The 19,837-nt window shown below is 73.2% G+C and carries 18 protein-coding genes; 11 read left to right on the top strand and 7 right to left on the bottom strand.

Annotation, left to right across the window (positions count from 1 at the left end):
* Positions 1 to 60: 60 nt before the first annotated feature.
* Entirely contained in the window at positions 61 to 1,155 is a 1,095-nt protein-coding gene (locus tag IMZ35_RS15805) for an arginase family protein (RefSeq protein ID WP_307868188.1), read from the bottom strand.
* Between the two features lie 62 nt (positions 1,156 to 1,217).
* Here IMZ35_RS15805 and IMZ35_RS15800 point away from each other — a divergent pair, with 62 nt between their 5' ends.
* From IMZ35_RS15800 to IMZ35_RS15775, 6 genes are all read left to right on the top strand, one after another.
* A complete protein-coding gene (locus IMZ35_RS15800; protein ID WP_199441826.1) occupies positions 1,218 to 1,526 on the top strand; it encodes a hypothetical protein in 309 nt (102 codons plus the stop codon).
* A gap of 236 nt (positions 1,527 to 1,762) precedes the next feature.
* Entirely contained in the window at positions 1,763 to 2,593 is an 831-nt protein-coding gene (locus IMZ35_RS15795) for a hypothetical protein (RefSeq protein WP_199441825.1), read from the top strand.
* A gap of 220 nt (positions 2,594 to 2,813) precedes the next feature.
* The gene (locus IMZ35_RS15790) at positions 2,814 to 3,653 is read left to right on the top strand and encodes a hypothetical protein (protein ID WP_199441824.1); all 840 of its coding nucleotides are present in this window, start codon (positions 2,814 to 2,816) and stop codon (positions 3,651 to 3,653) included.
* A 207-nt stretch (positions 3,654 to 3,860) separates the two neighbouring features.
* Entirely contained in the window at positions 3,861 to 4,781 is a 921-nt protein-coding gene (locus tag IMZ35_RS15785; protein ID WP_199441823.1) for a hypothetical protein, read from the top strand.
* A gap of 351 nt (positions 4,782 to 5,132) precedes the next feature.
* Positions 5,133 to 6,548 (top strand): serine/threonine-protein kinase, encoded by a 1,416-nt coding sequence (locus IMZ35_RS15780; RefSeq protein WP_199441822.1) that lies wholly within the window; start codon positions 5,133 to 5,135, stop codon positions 6,546 to 6,548.
* A 137-nt stretch (positions 6,549 to 6,685) separates the two neighbouring features.
* The gene (locus IMZ35_RS15775) at positions 6,686 to 8,377 is read left to right on the top strand and encodes a serine/threonine-protein kinase (RefSeq protein ID WP_199441821.1); all 1,692 of its coding nucleotides are present in this window, start codon (positions 6,686 to 6,688) and stop codon (positions 8,375 to 8,377) included.
* Here IMZ35_RS15775 and IMZ35_RS15770 read toward each other — a convergent pair.
* Entirely contained in the window at positions 8,374 to 9,270 is an 897-nt protein-coding gene (locus IMZ35_RS15770; RefSeq protein ID WP_199441820.1) for a LysR family transcriptional regulator, read from the bottom strand. The two genes, IMZ35_RS15775 and IMZ35_RS15770, sit on opposite strands and share 4 nt — an antisense overlap.
* Positions 9,271 to 9,410: 140 nt before the next feature.
* Here IMZ35_RS15770 and IMZ35_RS15765 point away from each other — a divergent pair, with 140 nt between their 5' ends.
* Both IMZ35_RS15765 and IMZ35_RS15760 read left to right on the top strand, forming a co-directional pair.
* A complete protein-coding gene (locus IMZ35_RS15765; RefSeq protein ID WP_199441912.1) occupies positions 9,411 to 10,307 on the top strand; it encodes a DMT family transporter in 897 nt (298 codons plus the stop codon).
* 186 nt (positions 10,308 to 10,493) lie between these two features.
* Positions 10,494 to 10,910 carry an SsgA family sporulation/cell division regulator gene (locus IMZ35_RS15760; RefSeq protein WP_199441819.1) on the top strand — a complete coding sequence of 139 codons (417 nt, stop codon included), beginning with the start codon at positions 10,494 to 10,496 and terminating at the stop codon, positions 10,908 to 10,910.
* A gap of 56 nt (positions 10,911 to 10,966) precedes the next feature.
* Here the strand turns inward: IMZ35_RS15760 and IMZ35_RS15755 are convergent, their stop codons facing one another.
* The 3 genes from IMZ35_RS15755 to IMZ35_RS15745 are packed head-to-tail and all read right to left on the bottom strand — an operon-like array spanning position 10,967 to position 13,467.
* Entirely contained in the window at positions 10,967 to 11,500 is a 534-nt protein-coding gene (locus IMZ35_RS15755) for a phosphatase PAP2 family protein (protein ID WP_307868183.1), read from the bottom strand.
* A gap of 54 nt (positions 11,501 to 11,554) precedes the next feature.
* Complete coding sequence (locus IMZ35_RS15750; RefSeq protein ID WP_199441817.1) at positions 11,555 to 12,235, bottom strand: response regulator; 681 nt, start codon at positions 12,233 to 12,235, stop codon at positions 11,555 to 11,557.
* Entirely contained in the window at positions 12,232 to 13,467 is a 1,236-nt protein-coding gene (locus IMZ35_RS15745; RefSeq protein WP_307868182.1) for an ATP-binding protein, read from the bottom strand. Before IMZ35_RS15745 ends, IMZ35_RS15750 begins: the two co-directional genes overlap by 4 nt.
* 112 nt (positions 13,468 to 13,579) lie before the next feature.
* Here IMZ35_RS15745 and IMZ35_RS15740 point away from each other — a divergent pair, with 112 nt between their 5' ends.
* Positions 13,580 to 14,842, top strand: a complete 1,263-nt coding sequence (locus IMZ35_RS15740; RefSeq protein WP_307868180.1) for a PspC domain-containing protein — start codon at positions 13,580 to 13,582, stop codon at positions 14,840 to 14,842.
* Positions 14,835 to 15,041, top strand: a complete 207-nt coding sequence (locus tag IMZ35_RS15735) for a hypothetical protein (protein ID WP_199441814.1) — start codon at positions 14,835 to 14,837, stop codon at positions 15,039 to 15,041. Before IMZ35_RS15740 ends, IMZ35_RS15735 begins: the two co-directional genes overlap by 8 nt.
* A 57-nt stretch (positions 15,042 to 15,098) precedes the next feature.
* Here IMZ35_RS15735 and guaA read toward each other — a convergent pair whose 3' ends face one another.
* A complete protein-coding gene (guaA, locus tag IMZ35_RS15730; protein ID WP_199441813.1) occupies positions 15,099 to 16,673 on the bottom strand; it encodes a glutamine-hydrolyzing GMP synthase in 1,575 nt (524 codons plus the stop codon).
* Between the two features lie 313 nt (positions 16,674 to 16,986).
* On the opposite strand from guaA, the gene IMZ35_RS15725 reads away from it, so the two are divergent.
* A complete protein-coding gene (locus IMZ35_RS15725) occupies positions 16,987 to 18,432 on the top strand; it encodes an aldehyde dehydrogenase family protein (protein ID WP_199441812.1) in 1,446 nt (481 codons plus the stop codon).
* A gap of 4 nt (positions 18,433 to 18,436) precedes the next feature.
* Here the strand turns inward: IMZ35_RS15725 and IMZ35_RS15720 are convergent, their stop codons facing one another.
* Positions 18,437 to 19,765 carry an FAD-dependent monooxygenase gene (locus IMZ35_RS15720; RefSeq protein ID WP_199441811.1) on the bottom strand — a complete coding sequence of 443 codons (1,329 nt, stop codon included), beginning with the start codon at positions 19,763 to 19,765 and terminating at the stop codon, positions 18,437 to 18,439.
* Between the last annotated feature and the right edge of the window lie 72 nt (positions 19,766 to 19,837).

Below are 19,837 nucleotides of genomic sequence, written 5' to 3'. Positions count from 1 at the left end.
CGGGTGCGCAGCGTGGAGCTGATCTCTGCCATGGCGACGAGTGTCGACTGCGGCCCGTGGTCACACCAGGGGTCGCAGATCGCCCGACATGGTGGTCAGCACGGCGGCGAGGTCGGCCGTCGTGCGCTCCGGGTTGATCTCCGAGTCGTCGGGCAGGTAGGCGAGCGGGTCCTCCAGCAGCGGCTCCGGCAACCGCAGGAGCCCCTCCACGAGGGCGTGCAGGCACAGCGCCGCGTACCCGCGCAGGTACCCGCCCTCCTGGGTGAGCACGACGCGGTCGGCGAACTCCGCGACGCGGCGGCCGATCTCGCGGTAGCCGGACGCGGTGAGCGAGAGTCGCCCGTTCGGGTCGAACGCCGAGCCGTCGAAGCCGGACGCGCAGACCAGGAGGTCGGGCCGGAAGCGCCGCAGGGCGGGCAGCACGACCTCGTCGAGCGCCCGCAGGTGCGCCGCGTCCCCCGCGCCGAGCGACAGCTCCACGTTGATGTTGCGGCCACCGGCGCCGACCTCGTCCGGCGCTCCGGTCTGCCGGTGGTTCGGCCCCCACGCGCCGTGCCGCATGTGGATCGACGCGGTGAGCACGTCGGTGCGGTCGAAGAAGACGTCCTGGGTGCCGTTGCCGTGGTGGACGTCCCAGTCCAGGACGGCCACCCGCAGCCCGGCGCTCGCGGCGGCCTGCGCGGCGAGCGCGGCGTTGTTGACCAGGCAGTACCCGTCGGCCGACGCGCGCTGGGCGTGGTGGCCGGGCGGGCGCACGAGGGCGTAGGCGACGCGGGTGCGGCCGTCGAGCACGGCGCGGGCGGCCTCCAGGGTCGTCCCGGCCGCGGCGAGCACGGCGGGCCAGCTGCCCGGTCCGACGACGGTGTTGGCGTCCAGTGCCACCCGGCCGGGACCGGCGCACGCCTCCCGCAGCCGCTCCAGGTACTCGACCGAGTGAACGGTCGCCAGCTCGTCGAGCGTGGCGGCCCGGCCCTCGCGCCAGGTCAGGTGGGGTGCGACGGGACCGTGCCGCAGCGCGTGGCGGAAGGTGCGCAGCCGGGCCGCGCTCTCCGGGTGCCTCTCGGGCTCGTCGAGCCACTCCGGCGTGCCCGCCAGCTCCCACAGCCCCTCTCCGGCGTCGTGCTCCAGGCAGTCCTCGTGCCAGAAGATCTCCACGTCCCCAGTATCGGGGTGATCACGGATGTCCAGGAGGCCGTGCGGGCGGGCACACTGTCCCCATGGGCATCATCGCTGGTCTCATCGCCGTCCTGGGTCTGCTCGCCGCCCTGGCGCACGACGGCTACCTCGCCATGCTCGGCTCGGCGGCCAAGAAGAAGGCGGCGGCCGGTGCGCCGATCGCGCAGTTCGTCCGCAGTCGCTGGACGACGGCGGGCATCACGACCGCCATCGCGCTGATCGGGCTGCTGATCACCACCGGCGACGGCGCGGCGCTGGACGTCGTCGGGGCGATCGTGGCCGGCGGCAGCGGCCTGCTGGCGACGCAGCAGCTCAAGACCAGCCACCAGCGGTTGAGCAGCGGCGCCTGACACTCACACCTTCGGGTGCTGCTCGCGCTGAGACGGTGATCGGGGCGCGCGGGCCCGATCCACCCGACCTAGCCTTCCTGACACGAGGGAGCCGGTCACCACCGTCCTCCGGACGGTGACCGGCTCCCGGGTCGGGAGGGTCTGCGGACATGGACGACGGAGCGAGGCCCGAGCACACGGGCAGGCACCGGCTCGGTGAGCGTGACACCGGAGACGGCGCCGTCTCGTGGGGTCCGATGACCGGTCGGCTCGACCCGCCGCGGCCGGGCGACGACGTCCTTCTGGCGTGCGCCCCGCACACCGTCGACCCGGTGGAGGACTCCGACGGGCTGCGGAAGTTCAACATCGGCCTGGTCCCCGCGTCGGTCACCCCGCCGCGCACCTGGAAGCGGGCGGCGTGGTTCTCCGTGCTGTCGGCGACGAGCGCGCTCGTGGGGCTCGCGGTCGCCACGTCGCTGCTCGTCGGCTCGCGGTCGTCCACGGACCAGATCGGCCTGCCGGGCTATCCGTCGACCCCGCCGCGCCCGACCGGCCCGGTCACCGACGAGTTCGAGGTGGACGCGGCGATCGGCGAGCGGCTCCCGAGCACGACCCGCACGGCGCGGCGCGCGGGCGGTCAGCACGCGGGCGGTCAGCACGCGAGCGGGCACACCGATCGGGTTCCGGCGCGCAACCGCGCCGCGACCCCGGACGTCGCACCGGGCCGGGTCGTCCCCGGGGCCTCGCCACCCGCCGTCACGGCTCCCGCCGCCGACGGTGGTGCCATGGTGGCCAGGACCGGGACGTTCTTCTCCGAGATCGCGACGAACGCGGACACGGCGCTCGCGCTGGCGACCGACTCGTTCCGCACGAGCACCGAGGCGCTGGTCCAGCAGCGGTACGCCGACGTGGCCCACGTCGAGGTCCAGCAGATCACGGCCGATCCGGCGCGCGGGGTGACCGTGACGGTACTCCGGGTGACGCGCGAGGACGGCAGCACCACCACGGAGACGCACGAGCTGACGTTCACCCTGGGTGACGACCCCCTGATCGACGGCGAACGGCCAGCCAGCGGCGACCAGCGGTAGTTCGCAGACGCACAGCCAAACGACGGTCCGTGATCGTTGCTCCGTCCGAGCGACCACCAGTACCGCTAGACGCCACGAAAAGGTGAATACCGCAGTTCACCTGGCGTCCGGACTCCTGCACCGGGTACGAGTTGCGTCGACCGCAGAACGCACGGAGGAGTCGCCAGTGCAGCGCCCCACGACGTCTGGTCGTCGGCACGACCGCGCCGGAGCGATCACCGTGGCAGAGCTGATGGACAAGCAGCCGCGCCCGATCCGCATCCCCACGCACGACCAGGCGTCCACCGATCGCCTCGTGCTGGACCTGCTGCGCGCCGAGCGGCACGAGCACGTCGTCCCGCGACGGGCCAGCAGGGCGACCAGGGCCGCCGGTGTCGTCACGGGCGCCCTCGTGCTGTTCGCGTCGGTCGCGACGGCGGCCGCCCTGGCGGGGAACCGGCCGGCCGCGCACGTGCCGCCCACCGGCGAGCAGCTGGAGATCACCGGCGTCACCGCCCTGCGGCCCGACCTGCTGCGCGAGCAGCTCAGGATCGACGACGCGCCCGCGCCGGAGCGGAACGCCGGTGTCGCCGAGCCCTCCGCGTCGCCGCTGGCCGCCGACGTTCCGGAGACCGGGACAGCCGCGCCGTCCGCCGTGTCGTCCGCCCCCGCGGCGGGGAACACGGGGAACACGGGGAACGCGGAGACCACGGGGAACGCCGTTCCCGCGACCCCGCGGCAGCGGGACGTCGCGACGGTCGACGAGGTGGGACCGCTGTCGCAGGTCGAGGTCGTGCGGGCCTTCTACTCGCTGCTGCCCGGTTCACCGGCCGCCGCGGCGGAGCTTCTCGGCCCCGGTCTGCTCGACGGCGCTCCCGGCGACTTCGCGCTGTCGTGGGCGTCGATCAGGTCGCTGACGCTGCACAGCGCGACCGCGCGTCCCGACGGCTCGGTGCTCGCCGTGGTCTCGATGGAGGAGCTGACCGGCGGGCAGCTGCGGATCGAGCAGCTCTTCCGGTTCGCCGACGCGGTGACGCCGCGCATCACCGGCACCGAGGTGCTGTCCGCCCTGCGGAGCTGACGCTCGTGAACCCGGTGTGATCACGTCAGAACACCTCGTGGCGTTGATCACTCAGAGTAAGTAGATGTGTGGCGATACTCACCATGAGTATGACTTGATCAGCGATTACCTGTGAGATTGCCCCCGAAGGGGTTACGAATTGGGTCACAATTCGGTATCCATATGCACGGCCAGTACGCAGACGTCTGGCAGGAAAGGTGACGAGCGGTGCCGAACGAGGACAAACGTCGAAGGCTGGACGGGACGACCGACCGGCTCTCCGTGGCCGAGCTGATCGCCCGGCGCGAAGCCGAGACGCAGCCCATCCCCGTCGTCACCGCCGAGGACGCTCGCGACAGCCGCCCCGCGGGCGGCAGCACCGCCACCGAGCCGACCGTCAAGTTCGCGAAGGTCCGCCAGCTCCCCCCGGACAGCGAGCTGCACGTCACCGAGCTGCTGCGCCGCGAGGGCCGCGACGACGACCCCGACCGCGGCGGTCTGTCCATCGGCAAGCTCGTCGCCATCGCCAGTGGTGGAGTCGTGCTCTGCGGCTCCGTCGCCTTCGGCGCGTCGTCCTGGCTGTCGACGCCGGACGAGCGCCCGCTCGCCGACGTCCGCTTCGACACCACCGACCGCTCCACCGGTTCGGACCGGGCCGAGACCGGCAACGGCAACGCCGCGACCCGCCAGCCGACCGGTCAGGACTTCAGCACGTCGGTCCCCACGACCACCGCGACGCAGGTCCAGCAGCCGCAGCAGCAGCCGGAGGCGCGGGTCCCGCAGCAGGCGCCGCGCGAGATCCACCGCAACCCGGTGCAGCCGAAGCAGCAGCCCGTCGAGCAGACGGCGCCGCAGACGCAGACGCCCGCCCCCGGCACCGAGACGCCCGCCCCGGAGACCTCGGCCCCGCCGAGCACCAGCGCGCCGGTCGAGACCACGCCCTCCCCCGTCACCACCACGCCGCCGGTGTCGTCGGACGCACCCTCCACGGCCCTCCCGTCGGCGTCCGTGCCCGCACCCGCACCCGCACCCGACGAGAGCACCACCAGCCCGGCCCCGAGCAGCGGCGTCGTGGTCGACGTCGACCTGGACCTCGGCCCGGTCCTGAACCTCCTCGGCGAGTTCGACTTCTTCGCTCCGGCCGAGTAGGCGTTGCTCCACTCGGCCCCAATCCGCGACGATCTTCGCCCGAACCGGTGACGGCGGGGCCTCGCGTCCGGTATTCCGTTCGGAGTCGGACGACTGGCGGGAAGGGCTAATCGCGGTGCGCGGAGTGTGGCGTCCTGAACGGTTCGTCGTGTTCGGACCCGTGTCCGGCGGGCGTCCGGTGGTGACCCCGGCAGGGGTACGCTCTTCTGGCAGTCGCCCCCCGCACGTGCGTCGCAGGCTCGTTCCCGCGCAGGTGAGGGCTGGGCAGGGTCGGCCCGACACGACGAGGAGCCCCAGCGTGAGACCTGCAGCACCAGCCGCGGTCCCGCAACGCGCCGACGAGGTGGTCGGGTGAGTTCCGACGGTCGTCTGATCGCCGATCGGTACCGCTTCATCGATCGCATCGGCAGCGGTGCCATGGGCGTCGTCTGGCGTGCCCAGGACGAAAGACTCGGCCGCATCGTCGCGGTCAAGCAGCTGCTCCTCCAGCCGGGCCTGGAGACCACGGAGCAGGACGAGGCGATCCAGCGCGCCATGCGCGAGGGCCGCATCGCCGCGAAGCTGCACCACCCGAACGCCATCGCCGTGTACGACGTGGTGGAGGAGAACGGCGCTCCGTGCCTGGTCATGGAGTACCTGCCCTCGTGGAGCCTCGCCGACGCGCTCGCCGACCAGGGTTCGCTCGACCCGATCGAGGTCGCCCGGATCGGCGCGCAGGCCGCGTCCGCGCTGTCGGCCGCGCACGCGGCGGGCATCGTGCACCGCGACGTGAAGCCCGGCAACGTGCTGCTCGCCGAGAACGGCCTGGTGAAGATCACCGACTTCGGCATCTCGCGGGCCAGCGACGACATCACGGTCACCAAGACCGGGCTGATCGCCGGAACGCCCGCCTACCTCGCGCCGGAGATCGCGCGCGGTCAGGACCCGACGCCGGCGTCCGACGTGTTCTCCCTCGGCTCCACGCTGTACGCGGCGATGGAGGGCGAGCCGCCGTTCGGCCTGAGCGAGAACACGCTCGGCGTGCTGCACGCGGTCGCCGCGGGACGGATCAACCCGCCGGAGCACGACGGTCCGCTCGCGGACGTGCTGCTGCGGCTGCTGAACTACGAGCCCGACGACCGTCCCACGATGAGCCAGACCCGCGAGCTGCTCAACGCGGTGGCCCGCGGCAGGACGCCAACGCTCAGCGGTCTGCGGGCCGCCGGCACTCCCGGAGCCGCTCCCACGGGCGCGACGACGGTGTTCGACCCGGATCGCACGCGGGTCGTCGGCGGCGGCGCGCGCACCTCTCCGCCGCGGGGCCCGGTCCGCACCTCTCCGCCGATGGCCCCGGTGCACCCGGAGTCGAACAACCGGCCGCTGGTGATCGCCGCGGTCGTGCTGGTGCTCCTGCTCGCCCTCGGCGGCCTGCTGATCGCGCTGGGCGCGTTCGACTACGAGCAGAAGCCGAAGGACGAGCAGCAGCCCGACACCGGTGGCGGGGTCACGTCGTCGCAGACGGCCGCTCCGACGACCTCCTCGCGCGCCGCGGTGGCACCGCCTCCCGAGCAGCCCACCACCCAGGAGCCGACGACCGAGCAGGAGACGACGACGCAGGTGGTGGAGGAGAAGGAGACGACCACCACTCCGCCTCCGACGACGACCACCCAGCCCCCGGTCACGACCAGCAAGCCCCCGGTGACGACCACCCAGCCGCCCGGGACGAGCACACCCTCCCTCTCCCTGCCGCCAGGAGGCGGTGGAGGAGGAGGCGGAGAAGACGAATAGTCGACCTCGTAAGGTGGACACACGCACTAGAGGGTGACGTAATACCTCCAGAACGTGTGCAATGTTGTCGCCCGATGGCGATGCGAACACGTACGCGCCACGCAAGAAGCCGACGCAGCAGTACACAGGGAGCAACCGTGACCGACGATGGCCGCCTAGTTGCCGGCCGCTACCGGTTGGGTCGGAGAATCGGCAGCGGGGCGATGGGCGTCGTGTGGCAGGCGCACGACGAGCGTCTGCACCGCACCGTCGCGGTGAAGCAGCTCCTGTTGCAGCCGGGTCTGGCCGAAGCCGACACCGACGAGGCGAAGAGACGCGCGATGCGCGAGGGGCGCATCGCCGCCCGCTTGCAGCACCCGCACGCCATCGCCGTCTACGACGTCGCGGAGGACGACGGCCAGCCGTGGCTCGTCATGGAGTACCTGCCGTCCAAGAGCCTGTCCACCGTGCTGTCCGAGCGCGGCACGCTGAGCCCCCGCGACGTCGCCAACATCGGTTCGCAGGTGGCCTCGGCGCTGTCCGCCGCGCACAACGCGGGAATCGTGCACCGCGACATCAAGCCCGGCAACATCCTGCTCGGCGACGACGGCACCGTGAAGATCACCGACTTCGGCATCTCGCGGGCGACCGGTGACGTCACCGTCACCGCGACCGGCATGCTGGCCGGCACGCCCGCCTACCTCGCGCCCGAGGTCGCCAAGGGCTACGACCCCGGCTCGCCGTCCGACGTGTTCTCCCTGGGTTCCACGCTGTACGCCGCCGTCGAGGGCGCTCCGCCGTTCGGGTTGAACGAGAACACCATCGCGCTGCTGCACCAGGTCGCCTCGGGCAAGATCGTGCCGCCGAAGCACGCCGGGCAGCTCACGGCGCTGCTGATGCGCCTGCTGCGAGCCGAGCCGGAGGACCGGCCGACGATGGCCGAGGCCAAGGAGGGCCTGGCCGCGGTGGCCGCCGGTCGTGCCGCGCCGGAGTTCCCGATGGCCGCGCCGACCTCGCACCCGCCGTCGTGGCGAGGCACCCCGATCGCGGTGAACCAGCCCTCGGCGACCCGCGCGATGGCGCCCGCCGGACCTCAGCAACAGCAACAGCAGCAGCAGCAGCAGCAGCAGCAGCGACAGCAGCAGCCGCCGCCCGCGCCGAACGCGACGCGGGTCGACGTGCGCTCGGTCGACAACCGGGGCCACGCGCCCGGCCGGCAGGCCAGCCCTCCCCCGCCGCCTCCGCGCGCCGCGAACCGTCCGGCCGCCGCCCCGCAGTACAACTCGCGACCGGCCGCGTCGGCGCCGGGCAGCAACAAGAAGTCCGTGCTCTACACGGCGCTGGCGGTCGCCGCCGCGGCCGTGATCGGCATCCTGGCCGTGAACGCGTTCTCCGCCGACGAGGGCAGCAGCGGGAACAACAACGCGGGGTCTCCCGGCACGTCGTCGTCCGTGCAGCCCAGCAACGGCGCCGCGCCGCCCACCTCGCGGTCGCAGTCTCAGGCCGGGGGCAGGACGCCCAAGACCAACGGGTACACCGCCGCCCCCACCAGGGAGGAGCAGAAGGCGCTGTTCGAGGCGTACTTCGAGCTCGCGCCCAGCGATCCCACCGCGGCGTGGAAGTGCCTCAACCAGAAGATGCAGTCCGGCGGGTTCGACGGCTACCGCGGGTTCTGGGAGACGATCGAGTCGGTCGAGATCATCAACTTCACGCCGAACGACGACATGGCCTACGTCCTCGACCTGAAGTACACGAGCAAGGCCGGTGAGGTCGTCACCGAGCGCAAGCTCCTGTCCCTGGAGTGGCGCGGCGACGTGGTGCTGATCAGCAAGGAGGAGAACTACGGCTAGGGCCGGACGGCGCTGGTGAGCGCCTCGATGAGGCTCACCACCGCGGGGTTGCCCATCGCGTCGGCCCGCACGGCCGCGTAGATGTTGCGCACCGGTTCCGGCCTGCGCAGCCTGCGCACCACGACCCCCTGGTGGATCGTGTCCAGGCTCAGCCCCGGCACGACCGTCACGCCCAGGCCGGCCGCCACGAAGCCGCGGGCGGTCGGGAAGTCCTCGGCCTCGACGACGGTGCACGGCGTGAACCCCGCACCGGCGCACGCGTCCACGACCACGTCGCGGCACGGCCCCGGCTGGTAGAACGTGTCGACCCACGGTTCCTCCGCGAGGTCGGCCAGGTCGACGATCCGCTTGCGCGCCAACCGGTGCCCGCGCGGCAGCACCGCGACGTAGGCGTCGTCCAGCAGGTGCACCAGCCGCACCCCCGGCACGAGTTCCGTGCCGGGGTGGACGATCGCGATGGCCACGTCGGCGCGTCCGGCCTCGACCTCGCGCATCGGGTCGTCGGGCTCGGTGAGCTTGAGGTCGAGCCGCACGGCGGGGTGCGCGCTGCGGAAGCGGGCGACGGCCGGGGGGACCAGGGCGACCCCGGCGGTGGCGAAGTAGCGGACCCGCAGGCGACCGGCCCGGCCCGCGCGCAGGTCCGCCAGCGCGGCCTCGGCCTCCAGGAGCTTGTCGGCGAGCACGGCGGCGTGCTCGGCGAGCAGCGTGCCCGCCTCGGTCGGCCGCACACCGCGCCCGGCGCGCTCCAGCAGCGGAAGCCCGGCCTGCCGTTCCAGGACGGTGAGCTGCTGGCTGATCGCCGAGGGCGTGCAGCCGAGGTTCGTGGCCGCGGCGGTGATGGAACCGCTGCTCACGACGGCTCTGAGCACCTGCATCCTGCGCACGTCCAGCACGACGCGATCTTACAGTTCAGCTTAAGGGTCGTGCACTTCTTTTCACTTGTGCTGACGAGTCCGGCCGCTCATCGTGAAGGGGTGAACACCGCACCGAAGATCGGGGAAGAGTCGTGACGGCACCGGGCACGCTGGTCCGCATGGGAGTGCTCGCACTGCTGTGGGGCTCCAGCTTCCTGTGGATCAAGATCGCGCTCACCGGCCTGAGCCCCGTGCAGATCGCGCTCGTCCGCACGCTGCTCGGCGCGGCCGTGGTGGTCGCGATCACCGTGTCCCGCGGTCAGCGGCTGCCCGCCGACCGCGGCACGTGGGCGCACGTGGGCGTGGCCGCCCTGTTCGGCAACGCGATCCCGTTCGTGCTGTTCGCCGTCGGCGAGCAGACCGTGGACTCCGGCGTGGCCGGGGTGCTCAACTCGACGACGCCGCTGTGGACGCTCGCGCTCGGGTTCGCGCTGGGGTCGGAGAAGCGGCGCACCCCCGTCCAGCTGACCGGCCTCGCGCTGGGCTTCGGCGGCACGCTGCTGATCTTCGCGCCGTGGCAGCGGGGCGGGCTGATGACCTGGGGCGCGCTGGCGTGCCTGCTGGCCGCGATCTCCTACGCGGTGGCCTACACCCACATCGGGCGGCACGTGTCCGGCCGGGGCCTGTCCTCGCTGCAGCTCACGTCGACGCAGCTCCTCGCGGGCGGCGCGCTGATCGCGGTGACCGTCCCGGTCGGCGGCCTCCAGCCCGTGCACCTCGACGCGGGCGCGCTGATCGCCGTGGGGATCCTGGGCGTGTTCGGCACCGGCGCCGCGTTCATCATCAACAACCGCCTGATCGCCGACGAGGGCCCGACGAACGCGACGACCGTGGGATACCTGCTGCCGGTGGTGTCGGTGCTGCTGGGCGCGGCGTTCCTCGGAGAGGACCTGAACCTCCGGATCGTGGCCGGCGCGCTCGTGGTCCTCGTCGGCGTGGCCCTGTCCCGGCGGGCTCCGGCACCGGCGGTGGTTCCGCCGCCGACCGTCGCCGAGCCGGTTCTCTGCGCCAAGTAGTCGATCAACCACGGTGCGTTATCGCTGGTGAGAGGGCCATTCAAGACGGTTTTCCAGGGCAAACGGGTGAAAGTGAGACAGCCGTCTCCCCCGATCGAATGGTTCATCGGCGAATGTCGTCTGCGGGGGGTGGGTCGCGCGTCTTCTTCCATGAGAGCGTGAAGTCCGCAGGGAAGGAACCCGATCATGGAACTCGAAAACGCGCCCGTCAGCGTGGAGACCACCTTCCACCTCCTGGTGCCCGGCGTCGCCCCCGCACCCGTGGAGGCGGAGCTGACCTACAACCCGGAGGACCCCTACGCCGTGGCGGTCCTCTTCCACACCGGGCAGGGCAAGGTCGAGTGGATGTTCGCCCGCGACCTGCTGGCCGACGGCCTGCTGACACCCTCCGGCGAGGGCGACATCATGGTGCGGCCGGCGGCCGACGACCCGGCGCGCGTGCTCCTGGAGCTGAACGCGCCGACCGGTTTCGCGATCCTCACCGCGGAGGCCGAGGACGTCGCGGAGTTCCTCGACCTCACCTACGACGTGGTGCAGCCGGGCGAGGAGGACCTGTGGATCGACTTCGACCGCGAGCTGGCGAAGATGGTCTTCACGGACTGAGGAGCCGGCCGTGGCCTCCACGACGACTTCGCGCGGTGGGCTGAGCGGGCCGGTGCTCAGTCCAGCAGGACCCAGAAGGTGCCACCACCGACCACGACGCCCATGAGTGCTCCGGCCAGCACCTGGGCCGTCGTGTGGTCACCCAGCTCCACCCGCGACCACGCGACGAGCACGGCCGGCACCAGGAACACCAGCGGCCAGAGGCCGGACACGACCGCCATCGTCGCCGTCGAGGCGAACGCGACGGCGGAGTGCAGCGAGATCTTCCAGCGCAGACCGAACGTGACGACCGAACTGACCACCAGCGCGGCCACCATGCTCCCCATCAGCGCGAGCAGCGGCCGCGGCGCCCCGCCGACGAGCATGACGACGGTGCCCGAGATCAGCGACGCGGCCGCGACCAGCAGCGGCACGACCCTGCCCTCGCGGTTGGTGACGTGGTGCCCCTTCCAGCGCCCGAGCCTGGCTCCGCGCACGATGACGGCCATCGGGAGCACCGAGGCCGTCAGCGCCACCAGCAGACCCCACAGGAGGGTCCCGCCGAGCGTGCCGGTGACGTGCCACGCCAGCGCGAAGGGCAGTATCAGCACCCAGACCCACGGTGCGAGGACCTCGGTGCACGCGCGGGCGAGCCGACGGGCCACTCAGACCAGCCTGCGGTCGGACGCCCAGCGGGACAGCTCGTAGCGGTTGGACAGCTGCGTCTTGCGCAGCACGCTGGACACGTGCGTCTCGACCGTCTTGACCGAGATGAACAGCTCGGACGCGATCTCCTTGTAGGCGTAGCCGCGCGCCAGCAGCCGCAGCACGTCCCGCTCGCGCGGCGTCAGCAGGTCCAGCTCCGGATCGCTGATCGGAGCCGCGCCCGGCCGGTCGGCGAAGGCGTCCAGCACGAATCCGGCGAGCCGCGGCGAGAACACCGCGTCGCCCTCGGACACCCGCACGACGGCCTTCGCGAGCTCCTGGCTGGAGATGGTCTTGGTGACGTAGCCGCGCGCGCCGCCGCGGATGACGGCGATCACGTCCTCGGCCGCGTCGGACACCGACAGCGCCAGGAACACCACGTCGGGCAGCGTCGTGCGCAGCCTCTTGAGCACCTCGGCGCCGCCGCCGTCGGGCATGTGCACGTCGAGCAGCACCACGTCCGGCCGGTGGTGGCCGATCCCGGCGACGGCCTCGGCGACCGATCCGGCCTCGCCGACGACCCGCACCCGGTCGGTCACCGAGTCCAGCTCGGCCCGCACCCCCGCCCGGAACAGGGCGTGGTCGTCGACCAGGAACACCGTCACGAGCTCCTGCCCGTCCGGTCCCTCGTGTGCGCTCACGTGCGCGCCTCCGTCTTCCTCGGCATCTCCAGGTGCACCTCGGTCCCCTCTCCGGGGGCCGTGCGCAGCCCGGCACGTCCACCGTGCCGGTCCATCCTCCCCCGGATCGAGTCCGCCAGCCCGTGACGATCACCCGGAACGCCGTCCGGGTCGAATCCGGTGCCCCGGTCGCGCACGAACACGTTCACCCGGTCCGCCTCGACCTCGCCGTAGACGCTGACCTCGGAGACGCCCGCGTGCTTGGCGGCGTTGACGACGGCCTCCCTGGCCGCCTGCACGACCGCGTTGATCCGCTCGTCGACCTCGCAGTCGCCCACCACGACCTGCTGGACGCTGATCGCGAAGGCGTCCTCCACCTCGCCGCACACGGCGGCGACGGCGGCCGCGAGGGTCGTGCTGGCCCGCTGGGCGGTCATCTCGCGGCCGTAGCCGGACGGACCGTAGAGCCAGCCGCGCAGCTGCCGCTCCTGGCCGCGAGCGAGGCGGCGCACCTCGCGCGGCGCGTCGGCCTGCTTCTGGATGAGGGCAAGCGTTTGCAGCACCGAGTCGTGCAGGTGGGCGGCGATCTCGGCGCGCTCCTCGGTGCGGATGCGGGCCCGCCGCTCCTCGCCCAGCGCGCCCACCAGCTTGATCCACAGCGGCACGGTGAGGACGGCGACGCCGATCAGGGTGGCGGCCACCGCGAGCAGCGCGAAGCGCATCTGGTCCAGGCCGATGTTGGTGAACAGCAGCACGCCGATGCCGATGGCCACGAGCGCCACCCCCGCGAGGACGCGGAGCGCCGTGATCCGCCTCGTGCGGGCCCCGTCGCGCCAGCGGCGGCGCTGGGCCTCGTCCGCCTCGCGCCACACCACGGCCGCGCCGACGAGGGCCACCGCGACGGGTCCGGTGATCCAGCCGCTGATGGCGGACCCGGACGACATGCCGGAGAACACGGCCAGCCCGACGCCCAGTGCGGCGAGGCCGACGGCCTGCTGCCGCTCGCGCGGCGTCGGAGGCGCTTCCGGGGCGTCGGACGCCCGCTGGGGCACGAACAGCCAGAACATGCCGTAGGCGAGCACTCCGACGCCGTTGAGGGCCGCCAGCGCGGCGAACACCGCGCGCACCCAGAACACGTCGACGCCGAGGTGGTCGGCCAGCCCGCCCGACACGCCGGCGACCAGGCGCGCCGACCTCCGCCGCCGCACCGGTTCCACCGCTCGCACCTGCACCGTCTCCACCGGGGAACTCACCCCCTGATCGTCACACGTCCGCACGGCCGGGTCATCAGGGTCGCACCCTGAGTGCCCGGTTCAGGGGCGTCCCCGATGTGCTGGAGCCCCTCGGAGACGCATGCTCTTCGACGTGAGTGGACATGTGGGCACCCAGCCGAGCGTCGACGAGACGCTGAAGGACTTCTGGGCGACCCGGCCGAATCGCCCGCACAGCGGACGGAAGATCGCCGGCGTCGCCGCGGGTATCGCGGAGCGGTACCTCATCGACCCGGTCGTCGTGCGGATCGCGCTGGTCGTGCTGGCGCTGTCCAACGGCGCCGGACTGCTGCTCTACCTGGTCGCGTGGCTGCTGCTGCCGTCGCGCAACGACGAGGCGTCACCGGCGGAGTCGATCCTCGGCAGGGGACGCAGCTCGTCGTCCACGGGCCTCGTGGTCGTGCTGTGCCTGGCGCTGCTGCCGACGACCGGGTTCGTCGTCAGCGGCGGCTTCCCGACGATCAGCGGGCTGCTGCTGGCGCTCGGCGGCCTGTTCCTGCTGCACCGGCACCGCGGGCACCTCAACCCCGCGGCCGCGGTGGTGGCCGAGCCGCTGGCGCACCAGCACGTGCCGCCCGCCGCGCCGACGGCCCCGTTCCCCGCCCACTTCGGCGCGGTGCCCGCCACCGCGCCGCACGCCGGGTCCGGAGCAGCGGCGCAGTCGCCGCCCTCGTGGGACCCGCTGGGCGCGGCCCCGTTCGCGTGGGACCTGCCCGAGCCCTCGGCTCCCCCGGTGCCGCCGCGCGCCGCGGCGCCGCGCCACCGCTCGCGCGTCGGTGGCGTGACGTTCGCCCTGGCCGTGCTCACGGCGGGCGCCGGGGTGATCGCCGCGAACCACAACCCGTGGTTCACCGGGGGCACGATCGCCGGTCTCGCGCTCGGCGTCGTCGGCCTCGGCCTGGTGGTGAGCGCGTTCCGCGGCGGCGGGCGCGGCCTGATCGGCACGGCGGTCCCGCTGTCGATCGTGGCGCTGGTGCTGACGAACGCCGGGTTCGACCGCTGGGAGCGGGTCGGCGACGTCACGGCGAGGCCCACCGCAGTCGAGCAGGTGGACGACGCCTACGAGACGGGGGCCGGCAACGTCACCCTGGACCTGAGCGCCCTGCCCGCGCAGGGCGAGGTGGAGACGCGGGTCGAGGTGGGGGTCGGCGGCGCGGAGGTGATCGTGCCGAGGACCGCCGACGTCCAGGTCGTCTGCGAGAGCGGTGTCGGCTCGGTGTCGTGCCTCGGCGAGGAGCGCAGCGGTCCCGGCAGCGAGCTGGACGTCGAGGACCGCGGTCCCGACGGCGAGGGCGGCGTCGAGGTCGAGCTGTACGTGAGGTCCGGTGTGGGAGACGTGGAGGTGACCCGTGGCTGAGCACGACGTGCCCGAGCGCCGGGGGGTGGACCTGGTGGCCCTGCTGTTCGGTCTGGGGGCGCTGACGGTCTCCGGCTACGCCCTCAGCGGCGGCGAGTACCTGGACGAGGCGATCGACCTGCGCTGGGTGCTGGCCGGTGGAGCGGTGGTCGTCGGCCTGCTCCTGCTGATCAGCAGCCTGGTCCGCAAGCGGCCCTGAGAACGCGACGAGACCGCCCCGCCGGAATCCGGCCGGGGCGGCCTCGTCGTGGAACCGCTACTCCCACTCGATGGTGCCCGGCGGCTTGGACGTCACGTCCAGGACCACCCGGTTCACCTCGGCGACCTCGTTGGTGATGCGGGTCGACACGCGCTCCAGCACCTCGTACGGCAGGCGCGTCCAGTCGGCCGTCATGGCGTCCTCGCTGGACACCGGACGCAGCACGATCGGGTGACCGTAGGTGCGGCCGTCACCCTGCACGCCGACGCTGCGCACGTCGGCCAGCAGCACGACCGGGCACTGCCAGATCTGCCGGTCCAGCCCGGCGGCGGTCAGCTCCTCGCGGGCGATGGCGTCGGCCTGGCGCAGGATCTCCAGGCGCTCGGCCGTCACCTCGCCGATGATGCGGATGCCCAGGCCGGGACCGGGGAACGGCTGGCGCTGCACGATCACCTCGGGCAGGCCCAGCTCGGTGCCCACCCGGCGCACCTCGTCCTTGAACAGCGCGCGCAGCGGCTCGACCAGCTCGAACTGGAGGTCCTCCGGCAGGCCGCCGACGTTGTGGTGGGACTTGATGTTCGCCGCGCCCGTGCCGCCGCCGGACTCCACGACGTCCGGGTAGAGCGTGCCCTGCACCAGGTAGTCGTAGTGCTCGCCCTGATCGCCCGCCTCGGCCTGCAGGTCCAGGGCGGCCTGCTCGAACACGCGGATGAACTCGCGGCCGATGATCTTGCGCTTCTCCTCGGGGTCGGTCACCCCGGCCAGCGCGGTCAGGAAGCGCTCGCGCGCGTCGACCGTCACCAGCCGCACACCCGTCGCGGCGACGTAGTCCCGCTCGACCTGGGTGCGCTCACCGGCGCGCAGCAGACCGTGGTCGACGAACACGCAGGTCAGGCGGTCGCCGATGGCGCGCTGCACCAGGGCGGCGGCCACGGCGGAGTCCACGCCGCCGGACAGGCCGCAGATCGCGCGGCCCTCGCCGATCTGGGCGCGGACGCGCTCGACCTGCTCGTCCACGATCGACGAGGTGGTCCACTCCGGCTTCACCCCGGCGATCTCGTGCAGGAACCGCCGCAGCACCTCCTGGCCGTGCGGCGAGTGCCCGACCTCCGGGTGGTACTGCACGCCCGCGAAGCGCCGCTCCACGTCCTCGAACGCGGCCACCGGGGCGCCCTCGCTGGTGGCGGTCACCGTGAAGCCCTCCGGGGCCTTGGTGACGCAGTCGCCGTGGCTCATCCACACCGGGTGGCGGGCGGGCAGCTCCTCGTGCAGCGTGCCGCCCTCGGAGCTGACGTCCAGCTCCGTGCGGCCGTACTCGCGGGTGCCGGTGTGCTCGACGGTGCCGCCGAGCGCGCCCGCCATCGCCTGGAAGCCGTAGCAGATGCCGAACACCGGAACGCCGGTGGAGAACAGCTCCGGGTCGACGCGCGGCGCGCCCTCGGCGTAGACGCTGGACGGCCCGCCGGAGAGCACGATCGCGGCCGGGTCGCGCTCCAGCAGCTCGGCCGTGCTCGCGGTGTGCGGGACGACCTCCGAGTACACCTGCGCCTCGCGCACCCGGCGCGCGATCAGCTGGGCGTACTGCGCGCCGAAGTCGACGACGAGTACTGGACGACTGGTGCTGTCAGCCACGGGGGGCAAACCTCCTTGCGACGACGGTTTCGCGCAGGTGGAGGATGCCACGTGCGGGCGAGGAGGTGCTCACCGGAGGCGGTCTCGGCGAGGTCCTGCGCACCGGCGACGAGGTGCGCGGGGCGACGGGCCGGTGGACGCCGCGGGTGCGCGGACCGCTGCGCCACCCGGCCGCGCGCGGGTCCGACCGCGCGCCGGGTCCCACGACAGCCACCACCTCGCCGTCGCGGCGCACGTGCGCTCCCCGCCGCGGGGGTGAGCCGTCCGGGTCGCGCCGTGCGCGTGCGGGAGTGCGAGGGAATACCGTTGGGGCATGGACGCGATCACCCCGCAGCCCCGGCCCTGCTGGATCGCCGGACGTCCCGAGCAGGGCGTCGGCGAGATCACCGTGAGCCACCCGTTCGACGGCACCGAGGTGGCGACGGTCGCCGTGCCGGGGCCAGAGCAGGTCGAGCGCGCGGTGGCCGCGGCCGCCGCCGTCGCGAAGGAGTTCCGCCGCACCCCCGCCCACGTGCGGGCCGCCGCCCTCCACCACGTCGCCGACGGGCTGACCGAGCGGGCGGAGGAGGTCGCCGAGACGATCACCGCCGAGAACGGCAAGCCGCTGAAGTGGGCGGAGGTCGAGGTGAAGCGGGCCGTGTCCACGTTCCGCTTCGCCGCGGAGGAGGCGCGCCGGTTCACCGGCGACCTCCAGCGCCTGGACACCGACCCCGGCGGTGAGGGCCGGATGGCGATCGTGCGGCGCGTGCCGCGCGGCCCCGTGCTCGCCGTGGCCCCCTTCAACTTCCCGCTGAACCTCGTGGCGCACAAGGTCGCGCCCGCGCTCGCCGTCGGCGCGCCGGTCGTCGTGAAGCCGGCCAGCGCCACACCGCTGTCGTCGCTGCTGCTCGGCGAACTGCTCGCCGAGACCGGCCTGCCCGAGGGCGCGTTCTCCGTGCTGCCGGTGCGCGGCTCCGACACGAAGACCCTCGTGGCCGACGAGCGGCTGCCCGTCATCTCCTTCACCGGGTCCACCGGCGTGGGCTGGTCGCTCGCCGAGCAGGCGCCGCGCAAGCACGTCGTGATGGAGCTGGGCAGCAACTCGGCCGCCATCGTGTGCGCCGACTGGGACGACCTCGACCACGCCGCCGCGCGCATCGCCACCTTCGGCAACTACCAGGCCGGGCAGTCCTGCATCGCCGTGCAGCGCGTCATCGTGCACGCGAGCCACGCGGAGGCGTTCGTGCCGAAGCTCGTGGCGGCCGTGCGGGCGCTGCGGACCGGCGACCCGCACGACCCCGAGGTCGAGGTGGGCCCGCTGATCGACGAGGACAACGCCGAGCGCGTCGAGCGGTGGATCACCGAGGCCGTGGACGGCGGCGCCGAACTGCTGACCGGCGGCGGGCGCAGCGGCACGAGCGTCGAGCCGACCGTGCTGCGCGACGTGCCCAAGGACGCCGACGTGTGGCGGCAGGAGGTCTTCGGGCCGGTGCTGGCGGTGTCCGTCGTCGACGACCTCGACGCGGCGCTCGCCGAGGCCAACGACACCGAGTACGGCTTGCAGGCGGGCGTCTTCACCCGCGACGTGCGGGTGGCGTTCGAGGCCGCCGCCGAGCTGGAGGTCGGCGGCGTGATCATCGGCGACGTGCCGTCCTACCGGGCCGACCAGATGCCCTACGGCGGCGTGAAGAACTCCGGCACCGGCCGCGAGGGCGTGCTCTCGGCGATGGAGGACTTCACCGAGCAGAAGACCGTCGTCCTCACCGGCGTCCAGCTCTGAACCACTACCAGCCCGAGGCCCGTCGCCGCGCCGCCCGCAGACCGTCGGGCGGCGCGGCGGCGGCCACGTGGCCGTCGGGACGGACCAGGACCTCGCCGGGCAGCACCGTGAAGTCCGGGCCGAAGCGCCTGCTCCCCGGCAGCATCTCCCCCGCGCAGCCCGGCGTCGTCAGCGGCGAGTCGCGGTAGGCGAACGGCTGCGACAACGTGCCCGAGTCGATCTCCGCGCGGGCCGCGGGATCGTGCACGCTGCGTTCCAGCACGTCACGGCGGTGCGCCAGCTGCTGCGGGGTCTCCGGCACCAGGAACCGCATCGTGTCGCCCGTGACGCGCAGGTTCTCCCGCGCCGCCGCGCCGCGCTCGGCGTCGTAGGACGGCAGCAGCGCCGGCCCGGCCTCGCCCGTCCGGTGCAGGGCGATCTTCCAGGCCGCGTTGTCCGCGTCGCAGATGCCGGAGTTCGCGTTCCGCGCGCCGAACGGGCTCATCACGTGCGCCGCGTCGCCCGCGAACAGCACACCGCCCTCCACCATCGACGGCACGCGGCGCTGCTGGAACCGGCGCACCGACGCCCGCAGCACCTCGTGCGGCCCGTCGCCCACGACGTCCCGCACCCGCGCAGCCACCCGCTCCCCGGACGGCTCGAAGTCCTCCGGCACGCGCTGGTCGACGCGCACCACGCCGTCCGGCTGCGGGTGCAGCAGGACCTGACCGCCGGGATCGCTCGGCGGGTCGAAGTAGAAGTGCCGCTCCGGACGCGCCGCGCCGGCGCGCACCCGCACGTCGGCGACGAGGAACCGGTCGCTGAAGGAGTGACCGGGGAACGGCAGGCCCAGCAGCTCGCGCACGGTGGAGCGCGCGCCGTCCGCCGCGACGCAGTGGCTGCCGCGCAGCACCGTGCCGTCGGCCGTCGACACCGTGACGCCCCGCCCGTCCTGCCACAGCGCGGACACCCGCCGGTCGAAGCACAGCCGCACCAGCGGCGAGGCGCGCGCCCGCCGCTCCAGCAGGTGCTCCAGGACCGGCTGCGGCACGTTGACGAACGGCGGGAAGGCGTCCGGCCCGGCCTCGGCGAAGTCCGTCACCAGCACCTCGTGCCCCCGGAAGAACGTGCGCCCCCGGTACCAGGCGATCCCCGCGTCGGCGATCTCCCACCCGGCGCCGACCCGCTCCAGCACGTCCAGGACGTCGCGCTGCAGGCAGAGCGATCCGCTGCTGCGCACGACGTGCTCCGGCGCGGCCTCCAGGACGGTGCTGGGCACCCCGGCGCGGGCCAGCAGCAGCGCGGCGGTCAGCCCGACCGGACCGGCGCCCACCACCAGCACGGGAGACCTCATCGGCTTTCCCGCGCCTCGCGGTCCCCCGGCTCGCCGCGGGTCACGTCCCGCGGCGCGAGGTCTCCGTCGAAC

The organism is Umezawaea beigongshangensis, from assembly GCF_016464305.1.
GTDB classification, from domain to species: Bacteria; Actinomycetota; Actinomycetes; order Mycobacteriales; family Pseudonocardiaceae; genus Umezawaea_A; species Umezawaea_A beigongshangensis.
The sequence above is the reverse complement of the archived record's forward strand: the minus strand, read 5'-3'. Positions and strand labels throughout refer to the sequence as shown.

What these genes read in the sequence shown, in the direction of transcription:
- IMZ35_RS15800 (WP_199441826.1), top strand. Translation starts at nt 1,218, where the DNA reads ATGGGCATCATCGCTGGTCTCATCGCCGTCCTGGGTCTGCTCGCCGCC.
- IMZ35_RS15795 (WP_199441825.1), top strand. Translation starts at nt 1,763, where the DNA reads ATGACCGGTCGGCTCGACCCGCCGCGGCCGGGCGACGACGTCCTTCTG.
- IMZ35_RS15765 (WP_199441912.1), top strand. Translation starts at nt 9,411, where the DNA reads ATGGGAGTGCTCGCACTGCTGTGGGGCTCCAGCTTCCTGTGGATCAAG.
- IMZ35_RS15760 (WP_199441819.1), top strand. Translation starts at nt 10,494, where the DNA reads ATGGAACTCGAAAACGCGCCCGTCAGCGTGGAGACCACCTTCCACCTC.
- IMZ35_RS15725 (WP_199441812.1), top strand. Translation starts at nt 16,987, where the DNA reads ATGGACGCGATCACCCCGCAGCCCCGGCCCTGCTGGATCGCCGGACGT.
- IMZ35_RS15720 (WP_199441811.1), bottom strand. Translation starts at nt 19,765, where the DNA reads ATGAGGTCTCCCGTGCTGGTGGTGGGCGCCGGTCCGGTCGGGCTGACC.